Genomic DNA, 21,511 nt, shown 5'->3' with positions numbered 1-21,511 from the left:
TTTTGGATTGCTAAATAATCAATCGAACACCACCTAATTCTTCAACTTTGAACGGAAATTTTTCTGTAGGCGAGCCAATAAACATGAAGTTGACAGGAATATTCCATTTTTCGGAAAGTTCTTGAATTAATTTGGGAGTAAATACACCTTCTAAAATCACTAATTCTATATCTATTTCTGGATATTCTCTGTCTAAAAAGTCAATTTCTTGAGCTAAATTTGGTGGTCCAGTTTTTCCTTTTTCTAAAACGGTAACGATTTTTATTTTTTTAGTATGTTCATTTCTTTCAATGTACTGCATTACTTTGTTTAAAGTTGCAATGTTATCTCCTTTTGTAAAAAACACAAACTCTTGTTGATTTATTTTATGTAGAATGCTTTTTATCTTTCTATCTGTTACCACAGAAAATTTACGAATTGGATCAAAAAAAGCATCCAATATTTTTAAAACAGCTTTTAGTAAAATGGTACGATTTAGCATTACAGCAATAAACAAAATAGTTGGTACAAAATAATACGAAAATACCTGAAGATTACTTGGTAAACCTGGTTTAGGAGTCATTGTTATATTACCAATTAAAGCAATAACTACGGCTATAATAGCAATAATTACAGCAATCCAAGAAGCTTTTTCTGGTCTAGGAAGGCTATTTCTTTTAATTTTTAACAGAATGTTTCCAATACCAAATAAGGCCATTACAGATAAAAAGGAAATAGTATAAACACCAGCTAATAAACGCACATCACCATTTGTGATTAATAAAACAGAAACAGAAAGCAATAAAAACATGATTACGATTCTATATGAACTTCCTTTTTTGTTTTTCTTCAGAAAAAAAGGGGGTAAAATTCTATCTAATGTCATACGTTCTAATAATCCTGTAACCCCAACAAAGCTAGTTAAAACGGCACCGCTTAGGACTAAAAAGGCATCAATTGCAATTAAAGAAGCAATCCATTTGCCACCTACTTCTTCTCCCATTTGAATTAATAACGTGTTTTGATAAGCATCACTTTGTAGTAAAGGAATAGCAAAAATAGCCAAAGCAAAAACAGCCATTAACGGATTTATAATGCTTACAATAGACCACATATTTCTCAAAGTTTTTGGAAAAACACCTTTTTCTTGTTCTTCGACAAAGTTGGCTGAACTTTCAAAACCAGAAACCCCTAACATAGAAGCTGCAAAACCTAGAAAAATAGCATTTGAAATACTTCCACTGCTTAATGGAAAATGCCAGTTTTCAAATAACGTAGTAATTCCGTTTTGAAATAAGTAAAAAATAATAAATCCACTTAAAATAGCTAATGACGTTAAATGAAAAATAAAGATTCCAATTGCCACTTTAGCTGATTCTGTAATTCCAATTATAGCTAATAAAGCAAATAGACATAAAAGCACGATTGTAACTGGAATAATAGGCAAAATAGGAACTAAATGATGTAAATAATGGATTCCTTCATTAGCTGAAATTACAGCTGTTGCCATATAAGATAATAATGTCAAAGTAGCTGCTAAAGATGCTGTTCCTTTACTAGTAGTATTTAAAAGTGCATTGTATGCACCACCATTTAGAGGAAGAGCACCGACAACTTCACCATAAATTTTTCGGAATAGAAATAACACGAAAGAAACTATTAGTAAGGTTATCCAAGCATATTGTCCGGCAAAACCAATAGCTAAAGCTGAAACATATAATACTGAAGAACTAATATCATTACCACAAATAGCGGTTGACGCTAATTGACCTAATTTTTTATGGGTTGTACTCATTTATTTTTTTCGTTTTTTCATTGCTTCTCAAATTTACTAATTTTTAAATCAATAAGCGAAAAGTTATGAATATTTAGAATCATAAAAAATAAAACCCCAAAAAATATTTTATTGAATTTGTGATGTTATTAATTAATTTAAATCGCTAAGATTTAATGCTTTTCTCAAAATCATTTCAAAAGAGGCTTCACTAGGTCTTGGCATTGATGCATTATAAATTTTTCCTTTATCATCTATTAAAATGAACCTGGGAATACTATTAACATTATAATCTTTTGAAAAAGCAACTGCATTTTCCAAATGAAATTGTTGCACTGACTTTGATTTGTTTTTAGCATCTAAATACCATGCTTTTTCATCTTTATCACTACTTATTGCTACAAAAACAATATTTTCTTTTTTATATTTTATAGCCATTTTTTCAAAATAAGGAGATTCGTATTTACATGGTCCACACCAAGTTGCCCAAACATCAATAGCTATAAATTTTCCTTTGAACTTAGAAAGATTTAAAAGTGTTCCATTTAAATCTTTTAAAGCTATTTCTCTTGCTTCATTGCCTTTTCCTAATCTTTCAAGCGTTTTAAAATTATTTTCTAAATTGTTTTTTAATTTTACATCAGTAATAGTATTAGCATATGAAGTTATGATGTTTTTGCGTTCATCACTACTTGTAGCATCTTCTAGATTTGTTTTTAAATACGAGTAGAGTAATCGGTTTTTAAATTTACTTTCTTTTAATTTAGATATGTTTTCAATTTCTTTAATTTTTAAATCAATGTCTCTAGTATCATTTTTGCTTATTTCATAAATCAAATAAGTTAAATACAAATCCTGAGAAATTAATGTTTCGTCATCTAATTTTATTTTATTCTTGATTTCTTGAATATTTAAAGGAATTTCTGTTTTAATGGAAGGAAACATACTTTTTCTTTTATCTAAATATTCGTTTAAATAATTCAAATATTCTAGGCTAACAAGCTTTTTTTCAAGTTCAATAAAATCTGATTTTGGAATGTAATTATCACGGGTTTTAAATTTATCTGTACTATTGTATACTTTTTCCCAAGCATTATATAATTCTTTAAAAAATAATTTTGGTTCATCAATTAATTGATTTTGGTCTAAATAATAACTAATTATATTCCAATTGGAATTATTGCCTTTTTTATATTGACTTTCAGCTAATCTGGTTCCATAAAACTTAGTTTCTAATTTATTGCCTAAGTGTTTAATTTTAGTAAAAATACTATCCTTGCTGGACATTATAATATTTACAGCGAATGAGTTATCAATTACAATTTGATACTCATCTAGAGGTAATTTAGATTTTATAGATACTTTAAACTGATTATTGTCAATTGGAATAGCGCAAATTGTATCGCCAATTTTTGGATGAATTAAAAAGGCCTGCTTAAAGAATGAATTACTTTCAATTATTCCTGATAAAGTGGTTGAATCGGTTTCTTTATATTGATTTGGTTTTAAGATATATGAACTCAATAAAAGTGTAAATAGAATTACAAAAAGACTTATAACTACTTTTTTATAAGGGATAATAAATGCTTTTAAGAAGCTTTTGTTTTTATACCATTTAAAACCAATATACATTGTAAATAAGCCTAAAATAACACTCATTATTTCGGTGTATAAAAAATAATTTCCTATATCGCTTCCTTCTTTGTATTCTGATATTTTGTTTACTATTTCTATCGGTGACCAATCTGGAATTAAATTTAAATTTGATAAAATTGTATTAGAAATTAATAAAAAGAAACCAATGAGTAATGACCAAATAAAACTTGGAATTAAAACCGATAATAAATACTGTAAAGAAGTTAAAAAGACACTAGCTACAAAAACTCTGGCTAATAGATTTATTAAGGAATAAAATTCAATTTGAAAACTAACATATTCAGGTATTTCAATAAACAGAGAAAGTAACATAGCTAATAAAACACTTGAAATAAAGAAATTAAAAATTACGATAAAATTAGCAATAAAGAGTACAATTAATTTAGAAAAATAAATTGAAAATTTTTGTAAGGGTTGCGTTTCCATTAAATTCCATCCACCATTTTTATGATCCAATTGTGCAATCTTACTTGCATTTATTATGATTATTAATGGAAGAAAGAAAACAGCTAAAGGATTAATTACTTCATAAACAAAATTAGTTATGAAGTTAAAATCTGCTCCATATTCTGTCTTTTTATCTGAAAAAATATTGAATAAAAAATAGACAATTGGCATAAAAACACCAATTATAAATGATGAAGTATAAATTCCTGTTCCTTTCTTCTTTAGTGTTTCTCCTTTAAAGGCAATATTTAGGTTTGAGATATTTTTTTTCATGTTAGTCTTCAGTTAAATTCATAAACCATTGTTCCAAACCTTCAATAATTTTTAACTCATATAATAAAACGCCATCATTGATAATGCTATTTACAAATGCTGGAATTTCAGAAGTATTATTTAATTCAATTGAGATTTTATTTAATTCTTCTAAAACTACATTTTTATATTTTTCTTCAAGTTTTGGTAACCAATTTTCAGCATTGTCAATCGTAATTTGGATTTTGCAATTATCAAATTTTTTAGATAATTCATCAATTGTTCCTTCAAATTTCAATATACCCTTAGAAATTATTCCAACATGAGTACACATTTTTTCAATTTCACTCAATAAATGACTGGATACAAAAATAGTAACTCCTCTTTCTTTGTTAATCTTTACAAGAAGTTTTCTGACATCAACAATTCCGTTTGGATCAAGACCGTTAACAGGTTCGTCTAAAAATAACAATTCAGGATCGCTTAAAAGAGCCATAGCAATTGCTAAACGTTGTTTCATTCCTAAAGAATATTGTTTAGCCTTTTGTTTTTTTGCATAACTTAAATCAACTAATTCTAATACTTCATCTATTTTAGATAAATCAATTTTTCTTAAAATAGCAATGTATTTTAAGTTGTCATATCCAGACAAATGAAGGTATAAAGCTGGACTTTCAACGAGTGATCCTACCTTTTCAAAAACATAAGGTAATTGTTCATTAATCGAACTTCCAAATAATGAAATTGAATTTGTATCATCAGGAATTATTCCAGTTAACAAACGCATAGTAGTAGATTTTCCTGCTCCATTTGGACCTAAAAAGCCATAGATACTTCCTTTAGGAACATTTATAGATAAATTTTCAAGATTTTTTTTATGTTTTGAATACTGAAAATCTAAATTTGAAGTTTGAATAATATATTCCATTAATATTAAAAATTAGAAGTAAGTAAATGTAAGAAAAAATCCCAAATACAAAAATTGAATTTGGGATTTAAATATAATTTAATTTTAATTAATCAAATTTGAGCGAATTAATAAATTTTTCAATAGTATTCATTGGATTATTGCTTAAAAACTTAATAAAAGCACTTCCAATAATAGCTCCTTTTTGATGTTTTGTAGCTTGTGAAAAAGTTTCATGATCTTTAATTCCGAATCCGACTATTTGAGGATTTTTTAGATTTAAATCTGAAATGCGTTTAAAATAATCCATTTGTTCATTTCCAAAACCAGATTGACTTCCTGTAACGGCTGCAGAACTTACCATATAAATGAAACTATCAGAAACAGCATCAATTTGAGTAATACGTTCGTTTGAAGTTTGTGGAGTAACTAAAAACACATTTTTTAAGCCATATTTTTCAAACAGTGATTTGTATTCAGTTTCATAAACGTACAAAGGTAAATCGGGAATAATTAATCCGTCAATTCCAACTTCTGCACATTTTTGACAAAATTTCTCCATTCCAAATTGCATCATCGGATTAAAATAACCCATGATTACTAAGGGAATTTTTACTGTTTTACGAATGTCTTTCAGTTGTTCAAATAGCAGCGAAGTTGTCATTCCATTTTCAATTGCTTGAGTCGAACTTTCCTGAATAGTTGGTCCGTCAGCCAAAGGATCCGAAAAGGGCAAACCGATTTCAATCATATCGACACCATTTTTTTCCAATTCTTGAATTATAGAAACGGTGTCAATAAGTTTTGGATAACCTGCCGTGAAATAGATGGAAAGCAATTTATTATCTTGTTGTAAAGTTTTATTTATTCTATTCATTTTATATTTTTTTAAACGCTGCAAACTTTTTGAAAAGCCTTTGCGGTTTTGATGGTTAAATTTTTAAAATCCGAAATAATCAATATAAGTGTTCAAATCTTTATCACCTCTTCCTGATAAATTGATTACGACAATATCGGTTGGTTTAAATTGTTTTTTATCCAAAACCGAAAAAGCATGAGCCGTTTCAATTGCCGGAATAATGCCTTCCATTTTCGAAATTTCTAAACCAGACTGCATAGCTTCTTTATCAGTAATTGCGATAAATTCAGCACGATTTGAATCATGTAAATGCGCGTGTAATGGTCCAACTCCAGGATAATCTAAACCAGCAGAAATAGAATAAGGTTCGGTTATTTGACCGTCTTCGGTTTGCATTAATAGGGTTTTACTTCCATGAATAATTCCGATTTTTCCCAAAACAGAAGTTGCTGCACTTTCCCCAGAATCTACTCCATGACCAGCAGCTTCCACAGCAATTAATTTTACCGATTCATCTTCTAAAAATTCGTAGAAAGCTCCAGCTGCATTACTTCCACCACCAACACAAGCAATTACGTAATCTGGGTTTTCTCTGCCTTCTTGTTCTAATAATTGGGTTTTAATCTCTTTAGAAATCACGCTTTGAAATCGTGCCACCATATCTGGATATGGATGAGGTCCAACTACAGAACCAATAATATAAAACGTATCTACTGGATTATTTATCCAATCGCGAATAGCTTCATTGGTTGCGTCTTTTAAGGTTTTTGAACCTGAAGTTGCTGGTCTAACTTCAGCTCCTAACATTTTCATACGAGCTACATTTGGAGCTTGACGTTTGATATCGACTTCACCCATGTAAACAATACATTCTAAACCCATTAAAGCACAAACCGTAGCGGTTGCAACACCATGTTGACCTGCTCCAGTTTCAGCAATGATTCTAGTTTTACCCAAACGTTTTGCCATCAAAATTTGTCCGATAGTGTTATTGACTTTATGCGCACCAGTGTGACACAAATCTTCTCGTTTTAGATAGATTTTTGTGTTGTATTTTTCGGATAATCGTTTGGCAAAATAAAGTGGAGTTGGCCTCCCAACATATTGTTGTAGCAACTGATCACATTCTTCTTGAAAAGAAGGTTCAGCCATAATTTTAAGGTAATTTTCTTTTAATTCTTCTACGTTTGGATATAGCATTTCAGGAATGAATGCACCTCCAAATTTGCCATAAAATCCGTTTTCGTCTACGTTATATTTAGTTTTCATAAAGCAATTTTTTAAATTTTTCTATTTCAATTTTATTTTTTAATCCGGGTTCTGTTTCAAAACGACTATTGATATCAATAGCATAACAATATTTTGATAAGTTAGAACTCAGAAATTCTTGTATTTTATTTGTTTCACTTAAACCAATTCCACCACTTAAAAAGAAAGGTTTTTCTAAATTGTAATTTTCTAAAACTTGCCAATCGAAAGTAGTTCCATTTCCTCCAGGTAATTTTCCTTTAGTGTCGAATAGAAAGCAATCAACAACATTTTCATAGGCTTTTAATCGACTGAAATCAAAATCATTATCTATTGAAAAAGCTTTAATGATTTCTATTTTTTCATTCTTTAAGTTGCCACAAAATTCAGCGGATTCTTTTCCGTGTAGTTGAATGACATCTAATTTAAAAGTTTCAATTTTATTTTGAATTTCTTTCAAAGTTTCATCCACAAAAACACCAACTTTTTTGATACTTGATTCTATTTTTGGAAGTTCTTTTAAATCAAACTTTCGACTTGATTCATCCCAAAAAATAAATCCTAAATAATCTGGTTTTAATGAGGCTATTTCCTGAATATTTTCAAGATATTTCATGCCGCAAATTTTTAGTTTTGTGTTTTTCATTTTAAAGAAACTTTTCTAATGAATTCACTTGCTGCTTCACCAGGATTATCGGTTTTCATAAAATGTTCTCCCATTAAAAAACCTTGATAACCATATTGTTGTAGTTCTTTAACAGCTTCAATAGAACTGATACCACTTTCTGAAACTTTCACAAAATCATCGGGAATTTGATTTGCCAGTTCTTTGCTATAATCCAAACTCACTTCAAAAGTTTTTAAGTTTCTGTTGTTAACACCAATCATGTCTAAACTTGGCATTATTGATTTTTCTAATTCTTCCTGATTGTGAACTTCCAACAAAACTTCTAAAGCTAAACTTTGAGCAAATTCAGATAGATGTTTTATTTCTTCACGAGTTAAAACAGCTGCAATTAATAAAATTACATCAGCTCCATTGGCTTTGGCTTCCACTATTTGATATTCATCAATCACAAATTCTTTTCGCAATAATGGAATATTTACAGCAGCTTTGGCTAATAATAGATCATCTAAACTTCCACCAAAATATTTTCCGTCAGTTAAGACAGAAATTCCACAAGCGCCAGCATTTTGATAGCCCAAAACTACATCTTCAACCGAATGATTATTATTGATTACTGATTTTGAAGGAGAACGACGTTTGTGTTCTGTAATGATTCCTGACAAACTATTTTTTAGCAATTTTGCCATTGAATTCGTTCTTCCATTAAATAAAACGGAAGCTTCTAATTGAGAAACCGGAATGATACTTTTCTTTAAAGTAACTTCTCGTTTTTTGTCGTTTATGATTTTATCTAGGATATTCATGTTACTTACTTATCGCGATTAATTGATTTAATTTTTCAAATGCTTTTCCAGAAATTAAACTCTCTTGAGCTTTTGCTAAAGCATTTTCATAATTTGATTTTTCTATAGTCTGAATTGCAACAGCTGCATTAGCACAAACCACATTATTTTGTTCCACAGAACCTTTTCCTGAAATTACGTTGTAGAAAATTTTAGCAGCTTCATCAATTGTATTTCCACCTTTAATACTTTCTAATTTTATCGCTGGAAAATTAAAGTCAATTGGTTTTAAAATTTGTTCTGAATGATTTGAAATTATCTTCACATCATCCGTTAAAGAAACTTCGTCAAAACCACTTAATCCATGTAAAATGCTGTAATTTGTTGTAGTGTTTTGGTATAAATAAGCATACATTCTAGCTAATTCTAAACTAAAAACACCAACCATTTGATTTTGAGGAAAAGACGGATTTACCATTGGTCCCAACATATTAAAAAACGTTTTGACACCTAGTTCTTTTCGAATTGGTCCTACATTTTTCATAGCTGGATGAAATAATGGTGCGTGTAAAATAGCAATGTTTGTTTCTTCGATTGATCTAGTTAAAAAATCAATGTCATTTGTGAATTTTACTCCCATTTTTTCCATCACATTACTTGAGCCAGAAATAGATGAAACTCCGTAATTCCCATGTTTTGCGACTTTAATTCCTGCTCCAGCAACAATGAATGAAGCTAAAGTTGAAATATTGAAAGTATCTTTTCCATCGCCACCAGTTCCGCATAAATCGATGGTGTTGTAAGCTGAAAAATCTACTGGAATACATAATTCTAACAAAGCTTCTCTAAAACCTGAAAGTTCTTCGATGGTAATGCTTCGCATCATGTAAACGGTTAAGAAAGCTGAAATTTGACTTTGATTGTAATTTCCGGATGATATGTTGACTAATACTTCTTTGGCTTCTGCTTTAGAAAGTATTTCGTGATTGATTAATCTATTTAATATGGTTTTCATTTTTTATGCTGAATTTAGTTCAGCATCTCGCGATGCTAAAATTTATTGACTGAACACTAATTACTGAACACTGAATACTAATTCTTAAGCCAATTTTCTAATATCTTTTTACCGTTTGGAGTCAAGACACTTTCTGGATGATATTGAACACCACGAACATCATACTTAGCATGTTTCATGGACATAATTTGTCCGTTTTCGTCCACACTAGTTACGATTAAATCTTCTGGAAGGTTTTCGTTGGAAACAACCCAAGAATGGTATCTTCCAACTTCCGTTTCTTTTGGTAGATCATTAAAAATAAAATCCTCTTCTGTTTGCGTGACTTTCGTAGCCACACCATGATAGACTTTCTCTAAATTCGTTAATGTTCCTCCAAAAACTTCACCAATGGCTTGTAAGCCTAGGCAAACTCCAAAAATGCTTTTGGTTGAAGCAAATTTCTTTATCACATCTTTCAGTAAACCAGCTTCATCTGGAATTCCTGGTCCAGGTGAAAGTAAAATTTTATCGAATTTTTCTAGTTCATCTAGTTCGAATTCATCGTTCCGAAATACGGTAACTTCGGCATTTAAATCTTCTAAATAATGGACTAAATTATATGTAAAACTATCGTAATTATCTATGACTACTATTTTCATAATTATTTTTTGTTTCATAATTGTTTTTTTTGTTTCATGTTTGAAGGCTCAACTAATCTGAAACCTGAAACTTGAAACTTTTTTTAAATCGTTTCAGCTAAATCTAAGGCTTTTTGCAAAGCACCTAATTTATTATAAACTTCTTGAGTTTCGTTTTCTTCTGATGAATCCGCTACAATTCCGGCTCCAGCTTGAAAGTGTAAAGTATGATTTTTACTTAAAAAGCTTCGAATCATAATTGCGTGATTAAAATTGCCTTCAAAATCCATGAAACCAATTGCACCACCATAAAAACTACGATTTGTTTTCTCAATAGATTCGATTAATTGCATGGCTTTGTGTTTTGGAGCACCAGATAAAGTTCCTGCAGGAAAAGTTTTGGCAACCAATTCCATAAAAGGATGATTGGGTTTTAATTTTCCTGTGACTTTAGAAACTAAATGTATCACGTGCGAGAAAAACTGAACTTCTTTATATTTTTCAACTTTCACTTCATTGCAACTTCTGCTTAAATCATTTCTGGCTAAATCGACCAACATTACGTGTTCGCTGTTTTCTTTTTTGTCTTCATTTAACTTTTTAGCTAAAATGGCATCATCTTCATCATTTCCTGTTCGTTTGAAAGTTCCAGCAATTGGATGAATTTCTGCATGATTATCTTTAATGACCAATTGTGCTTCAGGTGAAGACCCAAATATTTTAAAATTTCCATAATCGAAATAGAATAGGTAAGGAGAAGGATTGATGCTTCTTAAAGCACGATACACATTAAACTCATCACCTTTGAAATCCTGCGAAAAACGTCTAGATAAAACCAGTTGAAAAACATCACCACGTTGGCAATGCTTTTTGGCTAAAGTCACGTAATTTTTAAAATCAGAATCTGTTAAGTTTGACACTACTTCACCATTTTTTGTAAAGTTAAAAGAAGCAAAATTTCTCGATTGTAATAATTGATGAATTTCTTCAATGTTATTTTCATTTTCATACGAATGACAAAAAATATAAGCTTCATTTTTGAAATGGTTTATCGCAATTATATTTTGATAAACCGCATAATAAATTTCAGGAATCTTATTTTCTGTAGATTTTTGAGCAATTTTTATAGTTTCAAAATGTTGAATCGCATCATAAGCTATATAACCAAAAAGACCTTGATTGATGAATTTAAAATTATTTTCATCAGTAATGAATTGTTTTGAAAACTGTTCTATTTCATTCGCTACGTTAACATTTTTATCTATTGGAATGATTTCAGAAAATCCATCAGGAAAATTAGTTTCAATTTTTTGATCTTCAACTTTTATAGAAGCTATTGGATTAAAACAGATGTATGAAAAACTGTTTTCATTTCCATGATAATCTGAACTTTCTAGTAAAATGCTATTTGGAAATTTATCTCTAATCTTTAAGTAAACGCTAACAGGTGTAATCGTATCTGCTAGAATTTGTTTGTAATTTGTTTGTAATTTATATGTTTTCATTTCTGTTTTTTTTATTTTGATGAGATTCTGAACTCCTGAAATAAATTCAGAACGAGTAAATTCAGAATAAAAAAAAAGGCTTGTCGTGATTGACAAGCCTTTTATATGTATTAGTTTAAATTATACTATAGAGGATTCGCTCACGACGTTTGAAGTAAGTTGTTCCACCACCAAGTATTGTTTAAAAATGTGTTCATGTTTTTTATTTCTTATGCAAATATATATAAACTATTTTGTAAAAAACAAATTTTGTGTTAATCTCTTATTACTAAATCGTATTTTTCTAGCAAACCTTTTAAGCCATCTGTTGAAAACTGTGCTTTTTTAAGTTTATTGTTTTCTGGATCAATCACATAATTGTAACTAGTGTGAAAATCTGCTTTATTGGCAATAGTGTTACTAAAAACACTTCTTCTTAAATCGCATTTGTTAAAAATACTTTCGGTTAAATCAGTTTCCATAAAGTCAACGGCAACCATACTACAATTGTCAAAACGCATTTTTTTGAGTTTCAGCTTGTAAAATTGAGCATAATCTAAAATACAATCCTGAAAGTTAAAATGATATAAAACTTGATCTGTCATGGCAAAATTCACACTTGTAAAATTACATTTAATGAATAAAACATCACGAAGAGAAACATAATTGATTCTAGTGTTTTTGAAATTACAATCTGTAAACGTACAATCTACAAAAGTTTCATTTTGAAAAGTACAACTTGTAAAGTCACAATTTATAAATTGACAATCTTCAAATTCTTTGTATTTTATGTCAGCTTCTTCAAAAATTTTGCCTTCATATTTTTCTCCAACTATGTAATCACTCATTTTAATAATTTTGGTAAAAATAAGCATTTTGAAGCGAAGAAGTTGCAATAAAGTTATGTTAAAGTGACTACTATTAAGTATTGAATTGATTAATTTTGAAATTAAATAAGTAGTATATGAAGTTTTCGTTTTCAATTTTATCCTTAATGTTTTTTATGTTTTTTGGACTTACATCTGTAGCTCAAGAAAATGAAATTCCAAAGCCGTTGAAAATATATAAAAGTGCTAATTACGAAGTAAAATCGTTTGATTATGAAGGTTTAGAAGCTTACATGAACGTGAAAAATGACACCACTTATGTTTATAATTTTTGGGCAACTTGGTGTGCACCTTGTGTTAAAGAATTGCCTAGTTTTTTAAAATTACAAGAAGCTTACAAAGACAAACCTTTTAAATTGGTTTTAGTTAGTTTAGATTTTTCAAAATCTATTGAAAAGAGTTTGTTGCCTTTTTTAGAAAAGAAGAAAATGAATGTTGAAGTAATATTGTTAAACGATCCAGATGCCAATAGTTGGATTGAAAAAATAGATAAAGATTGGTCTGGAGCTATTCCAGCCACATTGATTGTTAATAAAAATCAGCGAAAGTTTTACGAACAATCGTTTGAATATGAAGCCTTAGAAAAAGAAGTTAAATCGTTTATAAATTAAAAAAAAAGAAAAATGAAAAAATTTAGAATTGCTCTATTAGGATTAGTTGGTGTATTTATTTTTGCCTTTACAACAAAAGACACTGCAGCAGGTTATGAAATAGGTGATGTTGCCACAGATTTCTCGTTAAAAAACATTGACAACAAAATGGTTTCTTTAAAAGATTATAAAGACGCTAAAGGTTTTGTCGTGATTTTTACAACGAATCATTGTCCTTATGCAAAAGCTTATGAAGAAAGAATCGTTGCTTTAGATAAAAAATACAAGAAATTAGGGTATCCTGTGATAGCTATTAATCCAAATAATCCTGAAAAAAATCAAGATGATAGTTTTGATAAAATGATTGTTAGAGCGAAAGAAAAAGGGTTTACGTTTCCTTATTTATTTGATGAAGGGCAAAAAATATATCCTCAATATGGTGCTACAAAAACACCACATGTTTATATTTTAGAGAAAACAGCTAAAGGCAACATTGTAAAATACATTGGAGCAATTGACGATAATTATGAAGATGAAAAAGCCGTTAAAGTAAAATATGTCGAAGATGCTGTAAATTCACTTTTAAAAGGAAAAGAAGTAGAAGTTAAAACTACTAAAGCTATTGGTTGTTCTATAAAAGCTTAATCCTAAAACATAATAAATTGATTTAAGAACCATGCTTTTTGCGTGGTTTTTATTTTAATAGTAAAACTTTTGCTTATTTTAGCATCATAAAATTTTTAGCATGATTTCAGAAGCACAATTTAATACAGAATTAGATATAATAATTTCAAATGCCATTCGCGAAGACGTTGGTGATGGGGATCATAGTTCCTTAGCTTGTATTCCAAAAGAAGCACAAGGAAAAGCTAAACTTTTGGTAAAAGATAACGGAATTATCGCTGGTGTCGAATTTGCCAAAATGATTTTCAATTACGTAGATTCTGACATGGAAGTAGAAACGTTTATCAATGATGGTGAAAAAGTAAAATACGGAGATATCGTTTTTCATGTTTCTGGAAGATCACAATCGATTTTAAAGGCAGAACGTTTGGTTTTAAATTCAATGCAAAGAATGAGTGCAATTGCAACAAAAACCAAAATGTTTGTAGATTTAATTGGTGATGCAAAAGCAAAAATATTAGATACTAGAAAAACAACTCCAGGCTTTCGAGCTACTGAAAAATGGGCTGTAAAAATTGGTGGTGGAGAAAATCATCGATTTGCTTTGTATGACATGATTATGTTAAAAGACAATCACATTGATTTTGCTGGAGGAATTTCTCAAGCGATTGAAAAAACAAAACAATATCTAAAAGACAATAATAAAGATTTAAAAATTATTGTGGAAGCAAGAGATATGAATGAAGTCGAACAAATTATAGAAGCTGGTGGAGTTTATAGAATATTATTAGATAACTTTGATTTCGAAACAACTAAAAAGGCTGTAGCTTTTATTGGTGATAAATGTCTAACAGAATCATCAGGAAATATCAACGAAAAAACCATTTGCGATTATGCTTTGTGTGGCGTTGATTATATATCTTCTGGCGCTTTAACACATTCAGTTTATAATTTAGATTTGAGCTTAAAGGCTTTATAAATTTATGTCAGAATTAATAGAACAAAAACTCGAAAAAATCCCTGTTGTAAGACAATTAGTTCGTTTTACCAAAGAGATAAAATTTAAGTCCTTAATAGAAGGAATGTCACTTTATGATATCCTTGAGTTATATATTTTAGGAATTTTTAAAGGGGCATTTTCATACAGAGCTAGTGCTATTGCATTTAGTTTTTTTATGGCTTTGTTTCCTTTTGCTTTATTTATTCTGAATTTGATTCCTTACATTCCTATAAAAGACTTTCAAGTAGATTTTATTAATTTTATAGCTCAAAATGTTCCTCCAAATACTTTTGAAGCTATTGATAAAATTATAATGGATATTTTAAACAACAGTTATCAAGGTTTATTATCAAGTGGTTTTATACTTTCTATTTTTTTAATGACTAATGGTGTAAATGCAATTTTAGGAGGATTTGAAATGAGTGAGCATATTACATTAACAAGGAGTTATTTTAAACAATATCTAATTTCATTAGCCTTATCATTGATACTTTCACTACTTTTATTAATAACCGTTGCTGCTATTATTGTTTTTGAAGTCTTTATTCAAAAAATTAAAATTCAAGATTATTTTTCAGATAATATTTCATTAATAGAATGGGGAAGATATGCATTTGTAATTTTAATGATTTTAATTACAACTTCAACCTTATATAAATATGGAACTAAAGAAACGGCTAAAATTAAATTCATTAGTTCAGGAGCTATATTTACTACAATTTTAATTATACTTTCTTCTTACGTATTTGGAATCTACGTAGAGAAGTTTGCTCGATATAATGAATTATATGGTTCAATTGGCACACTTCTTGTTCTTATGTTTTACATATGGATTAACTGTATGGTTCTTTTATTAGGATTCGAATTAAATGCAGCAATTAACAAATTGAAAAGAAAAAATTTATATATTTAACAAAAATTAAAACCAATAAACATGAAAAAGCAGATTTTAGCCTTATTATTAGTAGTTATCGCAACATTCTCAATGAATGCGCAAAAAACAGTTTCTGGAGTAAAAGTGGATGATAAACTTTCTTTAGAAGGTAAAGACTTAACTTTAAACGGTGCAGGAATTAGAGAGAAATTTTGGATGGATCTTTATGTTGGATCTTTATACACAACTAAAAAAACCACTAATGGTCAAGATGTTGTTGATAGTAAAGATGCAGCAGCAATTAAATTGAACATTGTTTCAGGAATGATCACTTCAGAAAAAATGATTTCTGCAATAAATGAAGGATTTGATAATTCAACCAACAAAAACACAGCATCTTTAAAAACTAAAATTGATAAATTTAAAGGATTCTTTAAAGATAAAATTGTAAAAGGAGATGTTTTTATCATTATGTATGATGGAACTGAAGTATCTGTTTACAAAAATGGAGCAAAAAAAGGTTCTATTGATGGATACGATTTCAAAAAAGCTTTATTCGGAATTTGGTTAGGTAAAAAACCAGCTGATGACGATTTAAAAGACGGAATGTTAGGAAAATAATTCCCAACACTTTAAATAATAAATAAACATCTTCAATTTGAAGGTGTTTTTTTTTTGGTAGAACTCCTCTGAATACTATTTAGAGCAAAGCGACTTTTCAAAGCAATAAATTCTATGATACTATGTGTTTTAAAAAATAACAAAAAGAACTTTTAATATGAAGTTGTTTTTTAGCATATCATTTTTGCCATAAAATTACTATATTGCCATATCATTTTGATTTTCAATTCTATGAAAAAACTACTACTCCTAACATTAATAATAAGTAATATAACCTACAGTCAAAGTTTTCAATGGGGGAAACGAGGCGGAGGTGACAATAGCATTTCTTTTAATGAAGATGCTGAACAAGCTTTCAAAGTTGTAACTGATGCTAATAATAATGTGTACACCATTTCAAGAGTCACTAATACAGGCTTAGATGTAGATGGTAATACTAGGCCTTATTACGATAGCCAATTAGAATATGATTATGTATTGAGTAGTTTTGCATGTGATGGTTCTTACAGATGGTCAAAAACAATTGGAGGGTTTGGTTTTGAAAGAATGTTTATGGATACAGATGGTCAAGGGAATATCTATGTGGGAGGCAAATTTGCTAATTGTGTAAATAATACATATTTATCTCAAATTGAAGGTGATGTTGTAATTTCACAAAACCCTCAAGACTGTCGAGTACTCTTTTTAGTAAAGTTTGATTCAGACGGGGTTATGAAATGGTTTAAAAGACCTCAAAGCACAGGTTTAACACCTTCACAAGGAATTAGTCAAAATGCTAACCTTGGACTTCAAGTAGATAACTTAGGAAATAGTTATTGGTTACTGGTTTTACCACAAGGGACTTATGAAAATGGTGCATTTGTAAATACGTTAACTGGTATTAATTTTTTTATTTTAAAGTATGATACTACTGGTACTTTTGTTAGTGCTACTCCTGTAGATTTTTCTGTTAGTGGCTCTTTTGCTCAAAACTTGCGTTTTTACCGTAATGCTCAAACAGGGCAATATTATTTAACAAGTTACAAAGCAAATTCAGGAACTACAAGTGCAACTTTAGGAACTTCAACAGTAGCAGGTTCTTTTTTTATTGCCAGTTTTGGTGTTAATGGTCAAAAGTTATGGCATCAAGAAGATGCTGCTGGAACAAATGGATATCTTTTTGAGTCTCACGACTTAATAACAGATAGTCTTAATAATATTTATTTTGCGGGTAAAATATTTGGAAATAATTCTGCCAATTTTATGGGTTTTACAACATCTTCAATAGGAAATATTCCCTTTATCATTAAATTAAATCCAACTGGGACTTCTATATTATGGTCAACTTATCCAAATGTACCAGGTACGTATCGTGCATGTGGTTTAACTGTTAATGGTAATGAGATAGGTTATGCAGGTATGTGCTTTGGTTCAAATGTAACTTGGGGTACCCAAACTATTTTTGGTTCAAACCCTAATGAAGGTGTAGAAGCTTTACTAGCACGTTTTAATGCTACAACTGGAGATTGCTTAAGTTTGGTTAAAATTCCTGGTAATGTTGGATATGATGATTATGGTACTGCTTTAGCTGTAGATTCTTCTGGCGATTATATTATTGGGGGTCGCATGGGTCAAGAATTATATATAAATAGCTCCACTACGCTAATAAATCAAGGTTCACAATCTGATTTCTTTATTGCAAAGTATGCAACTACTCCATGTTCTACAGCAAGTACAGAAGATTTTGAAAAAGAACAAGGTATAAATTATTACCCTAATCCTGTAAATAACGTATTAACTATCGATATAAAAGAAAATTTAAATTTTACTTTATACAACCTTCAAGGAAGAATCATAAAAAAAGGTAAATTATCTCAATCACAAAACACTATTGATTGTAGTGATTTAGTTTCTGGTTGTTATATGTTAGAGGTTATTGATAATAATGATAAAAAACAAGTGGTTAAGGTTTTAAAAAATTAGAAAAAACTTATATGACTTATTTGGTTCAAATAAATTTTTAAACATATAAGTCATATAAGTTTAAAAAGTTATGAAATCTACATTGTTAAAAAATAATCTACCAACTATTAACTGAACACTGAACACTTTTTTTTACATTTGCTAAATGCAGTTTTTCATAGAAGTCGTTTTACCATTAGCCGTTAATAAAACCTTTACTTATGAGGTTTCAGAAGCAGAATTTCATTACGTTTCCGTTGGAATGCGTGTTGCTGTGCCTTTTGGAAAAACAAAGGTTTATACTTCTTTAGTTATCGGAAAGAATAACAATCCACCACAATTATATACAGCCAAAGAAATTCATCAAATAATTGACGAAAAACCAATTGTTAATGAAATTCAGTTAGCGCATTGGAAATGGATTGCTTCTTATTATATGTGTTCGCTGGGAGAAGTTTTTAAATCTGCTTTGCCTTCAGGATATATGTTGGAAAGTGAAACGATTATCACATCCAAAAAAGACGCTGAAATTGATGAAAATGAATTAAAAGACGATGAATATCTTATTTTTGAAGCTTTAAAATTACAATCATCCATCACAGTTAATGATGTGGTTAAGATCTTAGGAAAGAAAACCGTTTTTCCTGTTTTAAATCGTTTGCTTGAAAAAGGAGCTTTACAACTGGAAGAAGAAATTTCAGAACAATACAAACCCAAACAAGTTCGCTACATAAAACTACAAGATGAATTTCTAAAACAAGAAAATTTAGCCGTTTTAGTTGAAGAGTTATCAAGAGCTAACAAGCAACGTGAATTGGTTTTATCTTATTTTCAGCTTCAAGCTAAAGAAAAGAAACCTATTTCTGTCAAACAATTAATAGAGTTTTCAGGAAGTTCTGCAGCAATAGTTAAAACCTTAATCGATAAAGACATCTTTATTGAATACTTCATCAATCAAGATCGAGTTATTTTTGAAAAAGACGATGATAGTCATTTCACGTTAAGTGAACCACAACAAAAAGCATTCAACCAAATTGAAGAGAGTTTTGTAGATAACGATATTACATTATTACACGGTGTAACTGCTTCTGGAAAAACCGAAATTTACATCAAACTTATAGAAGAACAAATCAATAAAGACAAACAAGTTCTGTTTTTGTTGCCAGAAATTGCTCTTACAACACAATTAGTCCAACGATTAGTCGCTTATTTTGGAAATCAGGTTGCTGTTTTTCATTCTAAATATTCAAATAACGAACGAATTGAAGTTTGGAACCAAGTTTTAGAAAATTCAGAAAAAGCTAAAGTCGTAATTGGTGTTCGAAGTGCTTTGTTTTTACCCTTTTCAAATTTGGGTTTAATCGTAGTTGATGAAGAACACGAACAAACTTATAAGCAAGAAGCACCAGCACCAAGATATCACGCAAGAGATTGTGCAGTGGTTTTAGCCAAACAACATGAAGCAAAAATTTTATTAGGAAGTGCAACACCAAGTTTGGAAACCTATTATAATGTTAAAACCAATAAATACAAATTAGTCGAATTAACAGAACGATACGGAAACGTAGTTTTACCTGAAATAAAGCTTATCGATTTAAAAGATAAATATTTCAGAAAAAGAATGAACGGTCATTTTTCAGATGAATTGATTGAAGGGATTACAAATGCTTTAGAATTAGGAGAACAAGTCATTTTATTTCAAAATAGAAGAGGTTTTTCACCTTATGTGGAATGTATTACTTGTGGTCACGTTCCTAATTGCCCAAGTTGCGATGTTAGTCTGACTTACTACAAACACAAAAACCAATTGCGTTGTCATTATTGTGGCTATTCAATTGCAAATCCAACGCATTGCCATGCTTGTCAATCTGTAGAACTTACTACAAAAGGTTTTGGAACCGAACAAATAGAGTTGGAGTTGAAGGCCATTTTTCCAGATAAAAATATTGGTCGAATGGATCAAGATACTACTCGTGGAAAATTTGGTTACGAAAAAATAATAGATTCTTTCAAAAATAGGGAAGTAGACATATTAGTTGGAACACAAATGTTAGCCAAAGGATTGCACTTTGATAATGTAACGTTAGTCGGAATTCTAAATGCAGACAATTTACTAAATCAACCAGATTTTAGAGCGTATGAAAGAGCTTTTCAAATGATGACACAAGTTGCCGGTCGTTCTGGTCGTTCAGAAAAGAAAGGTTTGGTTATGATTCAGACTTATAATGTGTTTCACAATACGATTCAACAAGTTTTGAGTAACGATTATACTTCGATGTTTAAGGAACAGATTTATGAACGTCAGAACTTTAAATATCCACCTTTTTATAAATTAATCAAACTGACATTAAAGCATAGAGATTACGACAAGTTAAAAGACGGCTCTATGTGGTTGTATAGAGTGTTGGCGCAAAATTTACCAATGCCAATTCTCGGTCCAGAAGAACCAGCAATAAGTCGAATTAGAAACCAATACATAAGAACAATATTAATTAAGATTCCAAAAGAGAAGAATTTGTCTTTAACCAAAAAAACTATTCATAAAGTAATGAATAGTTTTGAAGCGATAGCTTTTTATAGAGCTATAAAAGTTACTATAAATGTAGATAATTATTAAGAAGACTTTTTTAAAGCTTCAACTAAGTTGTCTTTTTTATTTCGACTTAATGGAATTTTAAAGGTGTCAATTTCAGCAAATTTACTGTTAAAAGTTTCTACCTTGTGTATGTTTATGATGTATGATTTGTGTACTCTAATGAATTTATCGGCTGGAAGATCTTTTTCAAAGGCTTTCATTGTTGAAAGAACCAAATGATTATCATCCTCAGTAATTACTTTTACATAATCACCAAAAGCTTCTATCCATCTAATTTTTGATGTAAATATTTTTAGTTTTTTTAAATTACTTTTAATAAAGATAAATTCTTCGTCCTCTTCATTAGTTTCTTTCTGAAGCGTAAATAAATTAAAAGCTTTAGAAACAGCTAAATTAAAGCGTTCTTTTGTTAAGGGTTTATGTAGGTAATCAGTGGCATTGTAATCAAAAGCTTTAAGCGCATACTCTGTTTTTACAGTAATAAAAATTATTTGAGGCTTAACTTTTAACCCATCTAAAAAATCAAAACCATTAATTACAGGCATTTCAATATCTAAAAATACTAAGTCAATATTTTTTGTTGATATGCAGTTTTTGGCATCAGTTGCATTAGAAAATTCGCCAACAAGATGTAAGAATTGATTATCGCTGATAAGTTTGGTTACAGTTATTCGCTGCAAAGCACTATCATCAACAACTATACAGTTTAATTTCATTTATCAAAGTC

19 protein-coding genes are annotated in these 21,511 nt (G+C 29.6%); 7 read left to right on the top strand and 12 right to left on the bottom strand.

The genetic code is table 11. The features are described from left to right. Positions 1-10: 10 nt before the first annotated feature. The 11 genes from G507_RS0105420 to G507_RS0105370 form a co-directional block, all read right to left on the bottom strand. A complete protein-coding gene (locus G507_RS0105420; RefSeq protein WP_026716538.1) occupies positions 11-1,774 on the bottom strand; it encodes an APC family permease in 1,764 nt (587 codons plus the stop codon). Between the two features lie 132 nt (positions 1,775-1,906). Continuing rightward, on the bottom strand, positions 1,907-4,129 hold the full coding sequence (locus G507_RS0105415; protein WP_026716537.1) for a redoxin family protein: 2,223 nt from the start codon (positions 4,127-4,129) through the stop codon (positions 1,907-1,909). Position 4,130: 1 nt separating this feature from the next. After that, a complete protein-coding gene (locus tag G507_RS0105410; protein WP_026716536.1) occupies positions 4,131-5,036 on the bottom strand; it encodes an ABC transporter ATP-binding protein in 906 nt (301 codons plus the stop codon). 88 nt (positions 5,037-5,124) lie between these two features. Next, positions 5,125-5,892 carry a tryptophan synthase subunit alpha gene (gene trpA, locus G507_RS0105405; RefSeq protein ID WP_026716535.1) on the bottom strand — a complete coding sequence of 256 codons (768 nt, stop codon included), beginning with the start codon at positions 5,890-5,892 and terminating at the stop codon, positions 5,125-5,127. 63 nt (positions 5,893-5,955) lie between these two features. Continuing rightward, a complete protein-coding gene (trpB, locus tag G507_RS0105400; protein ID WP_026716534.1) occupies positions 5,956-7,143 on the bottom strand; it encodes a tryptophan synthase subunit beta in 1,188 nt (395 codons plus the stop codon). Further along, positions 7,133-7,768, bottom strand: coding sequence for a phosphoribosylanthranilate isomerase (locus tag G507_RS0105395; RefSeq protein WP_026716533.1), 636 nt, complete (start codon positions 7,766-7,768; stop codon positions 7,133-7,135). The genes trpB and G507_RS0105395 overlap by 11 nt, the downstream gene beginning before the upstream one ends. Then, entirely contained in the window at positions 7,765-8,553 is a 789-nt protein-coding gene (gene trpC / locus G507_RS0105390) for an indole-3-glycerol phosphate synthase TrpC (RefSeq protein WP_026716532.1), read from the bottom strand. Before trpC ends, G507_RS0105395 begins: the two co-directional genes overlap by 4 nt. A gap of 1 nt (position 8,554) precedes the next feature. Then, entirely contained in the window at positions 8,555-9,547 is a 993-nt protein-coding gene (gene trpD / locus G507_RS0105385) for an anthranilate phosphoribosyltransferase (RefSeq protein ID WP_026716531.1), read from the bottom strand. A 77-nt stretch (positions 9,548-9,624) separates the two neighbouring features. Beyond that, complete coding sequence (locus G507_RS0105380; protein WP_026716530.1) at positions 9,625-10,191, bottom strand: anthranilate synthase component II; 567 nt, start codon at positions 10,189-10,191, stop codon at positions 9,625-9,627. Between the two features lie 80 nt (positions 10,192-10,271). Then, positions 10,272-11,672, bottom strand: a complete 1,401-nt coding sequence (locus G507_RS0105375) for an anthranilate synthase component I family protein (protein WP_026716529.1) — start codon at positions 11,670-11,672, stop codon at positions 10,272-10,274. Between the two features lie 254 nt (positions 11,673-11,926). After that, positions 11,927-12,499 carry a pentapeptide repeat-containing protein gene (locus G507_RS0105370; RefSeq protein WP_026716528.1) on the bottom strand — a complete coding sequence of 191 codons (573 nt, stop codon included), beginning with the start codon at positions 12,497-12,499 and terminating at the stop codon, positions 11,927-11,929. Positions 12,500-12,615: 116 nt separating this feature from the next. Here G507_RS0105370 and G507_RS0105365 point away from each other — a divergent pair, with 116 nt between their 5' ends. The 7 genes from G507_RS0105365 (at position 12,616) to priA (ending at position 20,805) form a co-directional block, all read left to right on the top strand. Next, positions 12,616-13,149 carry a TlpA disulfide reductase family protein gene (locus G507_RS0105365; RefSeq protein ID WP_026716527.1) on the top strand — a complete coding sequence of 178 codons (534 nt, stop codon included), beginning with the start codon at positions 12,616-12,618 and terminating at the stop codon, positions 13,147-13,149. A 12-nt stretch (positions 13,150-13,161) separates the two neighbouring features. After that, positions 13,162-13,773, top strand: a complete 612-nt coding sequence (locus G507_RS0105360; protein ID WP_026716526.1) for a thioredoxin family protein — start codon at positions 13,162-13,164, stop codon at positions 13,771-13,773. A 100-nt stretch (positions 13,774-13,873) separates the two neighbouring features. Further along, entirely contained in the window at positions 13,874-14,731 is an 858-nt protein-coding gene (gene nadC, locus G507_RS0105355; protein WP_026716525.1) for a carboxylating nicotinate-nucleotide diphosphorylase, read from the top strand. Positions 14,732-14,735: 4 nt separating this feature from the next. After that, positions 14,736-15,665 carry a YihY/virulence factor BrkB family protein gene (locus tag G507_RS0105350; RefSeq protein WP_026716524.1) on the top strand — a complete coding sequence of 310 codons (930 nt, stop codon included), beginning with the start codon at positions 14,736-14,738 and terminating at the stop codon, positions 15,663-15,665. A 21-nt stretch (positions 15,666-15,686) separates the two neighbouring features. Further along, a complete protein-coding gene (locus G507_RS0105345; RefSeq protein ID WP_026716523.1) occupies positions 15,687-16,247 on the top strand; it encodes a chalcone isomerase family protein in 561 nt (186 codons plus the stop codon). 231 nt (positions 16,248-16,478) lie between these two features. After that, positions 16,479-18,209: a T9SS type A sorting domain-containing protein gene (locus tag G507_RS0105340; protein ID WP_026716522.1), complete on the top strand. Its 1,731-nt coding sequence runs from the start codon at positions 16,479-16,481 to the stop codon at positions 18,207-18,209. A gap of 145 nt (positions 18,210-18,354) precedes the next feature. Continuing rightward, a complete protein-coding gene (gene priA, locus G507_RS0105335; RefSeq protein ID WP_026716521.1) occupies positions 18,355-20,805 on the top strand; it encodes a replication restart helicase PriA in 2,451 nt (816 codons plus the stop codon). Here the strand turns inward: priA and G507_RS0105330 are convergent. Then, entirely contained in the window at positions 20,802-21,500 is a 699-nt protein-coding gene (locus tag G507_RS0105330) for a LytR/AlgR family response regulator transcription factor (RefSeq protein WP_026716520.1), read from the bottom strand. The two genes, priA and G507_RS0105330, sit on opposite strands and share 4 nt — an antisense overlap. Between the last annotated feature and the right edge of the window lie 11 nt (positions 21,501-21,511).

This window comes from Flavobacterium gelidilacus DSM 15343, from assembly GCF_000422685.1.
Classification (GTDB): Bacteria; Bacteroidota; Bacteroidia; order Flavobacteriales; family Flavobacteriaceae; genus Flavobacterium; species Flavobacterium gelidilacus.
The sequence above is the reverse complement of the archived record's forward strand: the minus strand, read 5'-3'. Positions and strand labels throughout refer to the sequence as shown.

Excerpts from the sequence above, each read along its gene's own strand:
- G507_RS0105415 (WP_026716537.1), bottom strand. The coding sequence starts at position 4,129 with ATGAAAAAAAATATCTCAAACCTAAATATTGCCTTTAAAGGAGAAACA.
- G507_RS0105330 (WP_026716520.1), bottom strand. The coding sequence starts at position 21,500 with ATGAAATTAAACTGTATAGTTGTTGATGATAGTGCTTTGCAGCGAATA.
- G507_RS0105345 (WP_026716523.1), top strand. The coding sequence starts at position 15,687 with ATGAAAAAGCAGATTTTAGCCTTATTATTAGTAGTTATCGCAACATTC.
- G507_RS0105360 (WP_026716526.1), top strand. The coding sequence starts at position 13,162 with ATGAAAAAATTTAGAATTGCTCTATTAGGATTAGTTGGTGTATTTATT.
- G507_RS0105395 (WP_026716533.1), bottom strand. The coding sequence starts at position 7,768 with ATGAAAAACACAAAACTAAAAATTTGCGGCATGAAATATCTTGAAAAT.
- trpB (WP_026716534.1), bottom strand. The coding sequence starts at position 7,143 with ATGAAAACTAAATATAACGTAGACGAAAACGGATTTTATGGCAAATTT.
- G507_RS0105370 (WP_026716528.1), bottom strand. The coding sequence starts at position 12,499 with ATGAGTGATTACATAGTTGGAGAAAAATATGAAGGCAAAATTTTTGAA.
- G507_RS0105340 (WP_026716522.1), top strand. The coding sequence starts at position 16,479 with ATGAAAAAACTACTACTCCTAACATTAATAATAAGTAATATAACCTAC.
- G507_RS0105350 (WP_026716524.1), top strand. The coding sequence starts at position 14,736 with ATGTCAGAATTAATAGAACAAAAACTCGAAAAAATCCCTGTTGTAAGA.
- trpD (WP_026716531.1), bottom strand. The coding sequence starts at position 9,547 with ATGAAAACCATATTAAATAGATTAATCAATCACGAAATACTTTCTAAA.
- G507_RS0105420 (WP_026716538.1), bottom strand. The coding sequence starts at position 1,774 with ATGAGTACAACCCATAAAAAATTAGGTCAATTAGCGTCAACCGCTATT.
- trpC (WP_026716532.1), bottom strand. The coding sequence starts at position 8,553 with ATGAATATCCTAGATAAAATCATAAACGACAAAAAACGAGAAGTTACT.
- G507_RS0105375 (WP_026716529.1), bottom strand. The coding sequence starts at position 11,672 with ATGAAAACATATAAATTACAAACAAATTACAAACAAATTCTAGCAGAT.
- G507_RS0105410 (WP_026716536.1), bottom strand. The coding sequence starts at position 5,036 with ATGGAATATATTATTCAAACTTCAAATTTAGATTTTCAGTATTCAAAA.
- G507_RS0105365 (WP_026716527.1), top strand. The coding sequence starts at position 12,616 with ATGAAGTTTTCGTTTTCAATTTTATCCTTAATGTTTTTTATGTTTTTT.
- nadC (WP_026716525.1), top strand. The coding sequence starts at position 13,874 with ATGATTTCAGAAGCACAATTTAATACAGAATTAGATATAATAATTTCA.
- trpA (WP_026716535.1), bottom strand. The coding sequence starts at position 5,892 with ATGAATAGAATAAATAAAACTTTACAACAAGATAATAAATTGCTTTCC.
- priA (WP_026716521.1), top strand. The coding sequence starts at position 18,355 with ATGCAGTTTTTCATAGAAGTCGTTTTACCATTAGCCGTTAATAAAACC.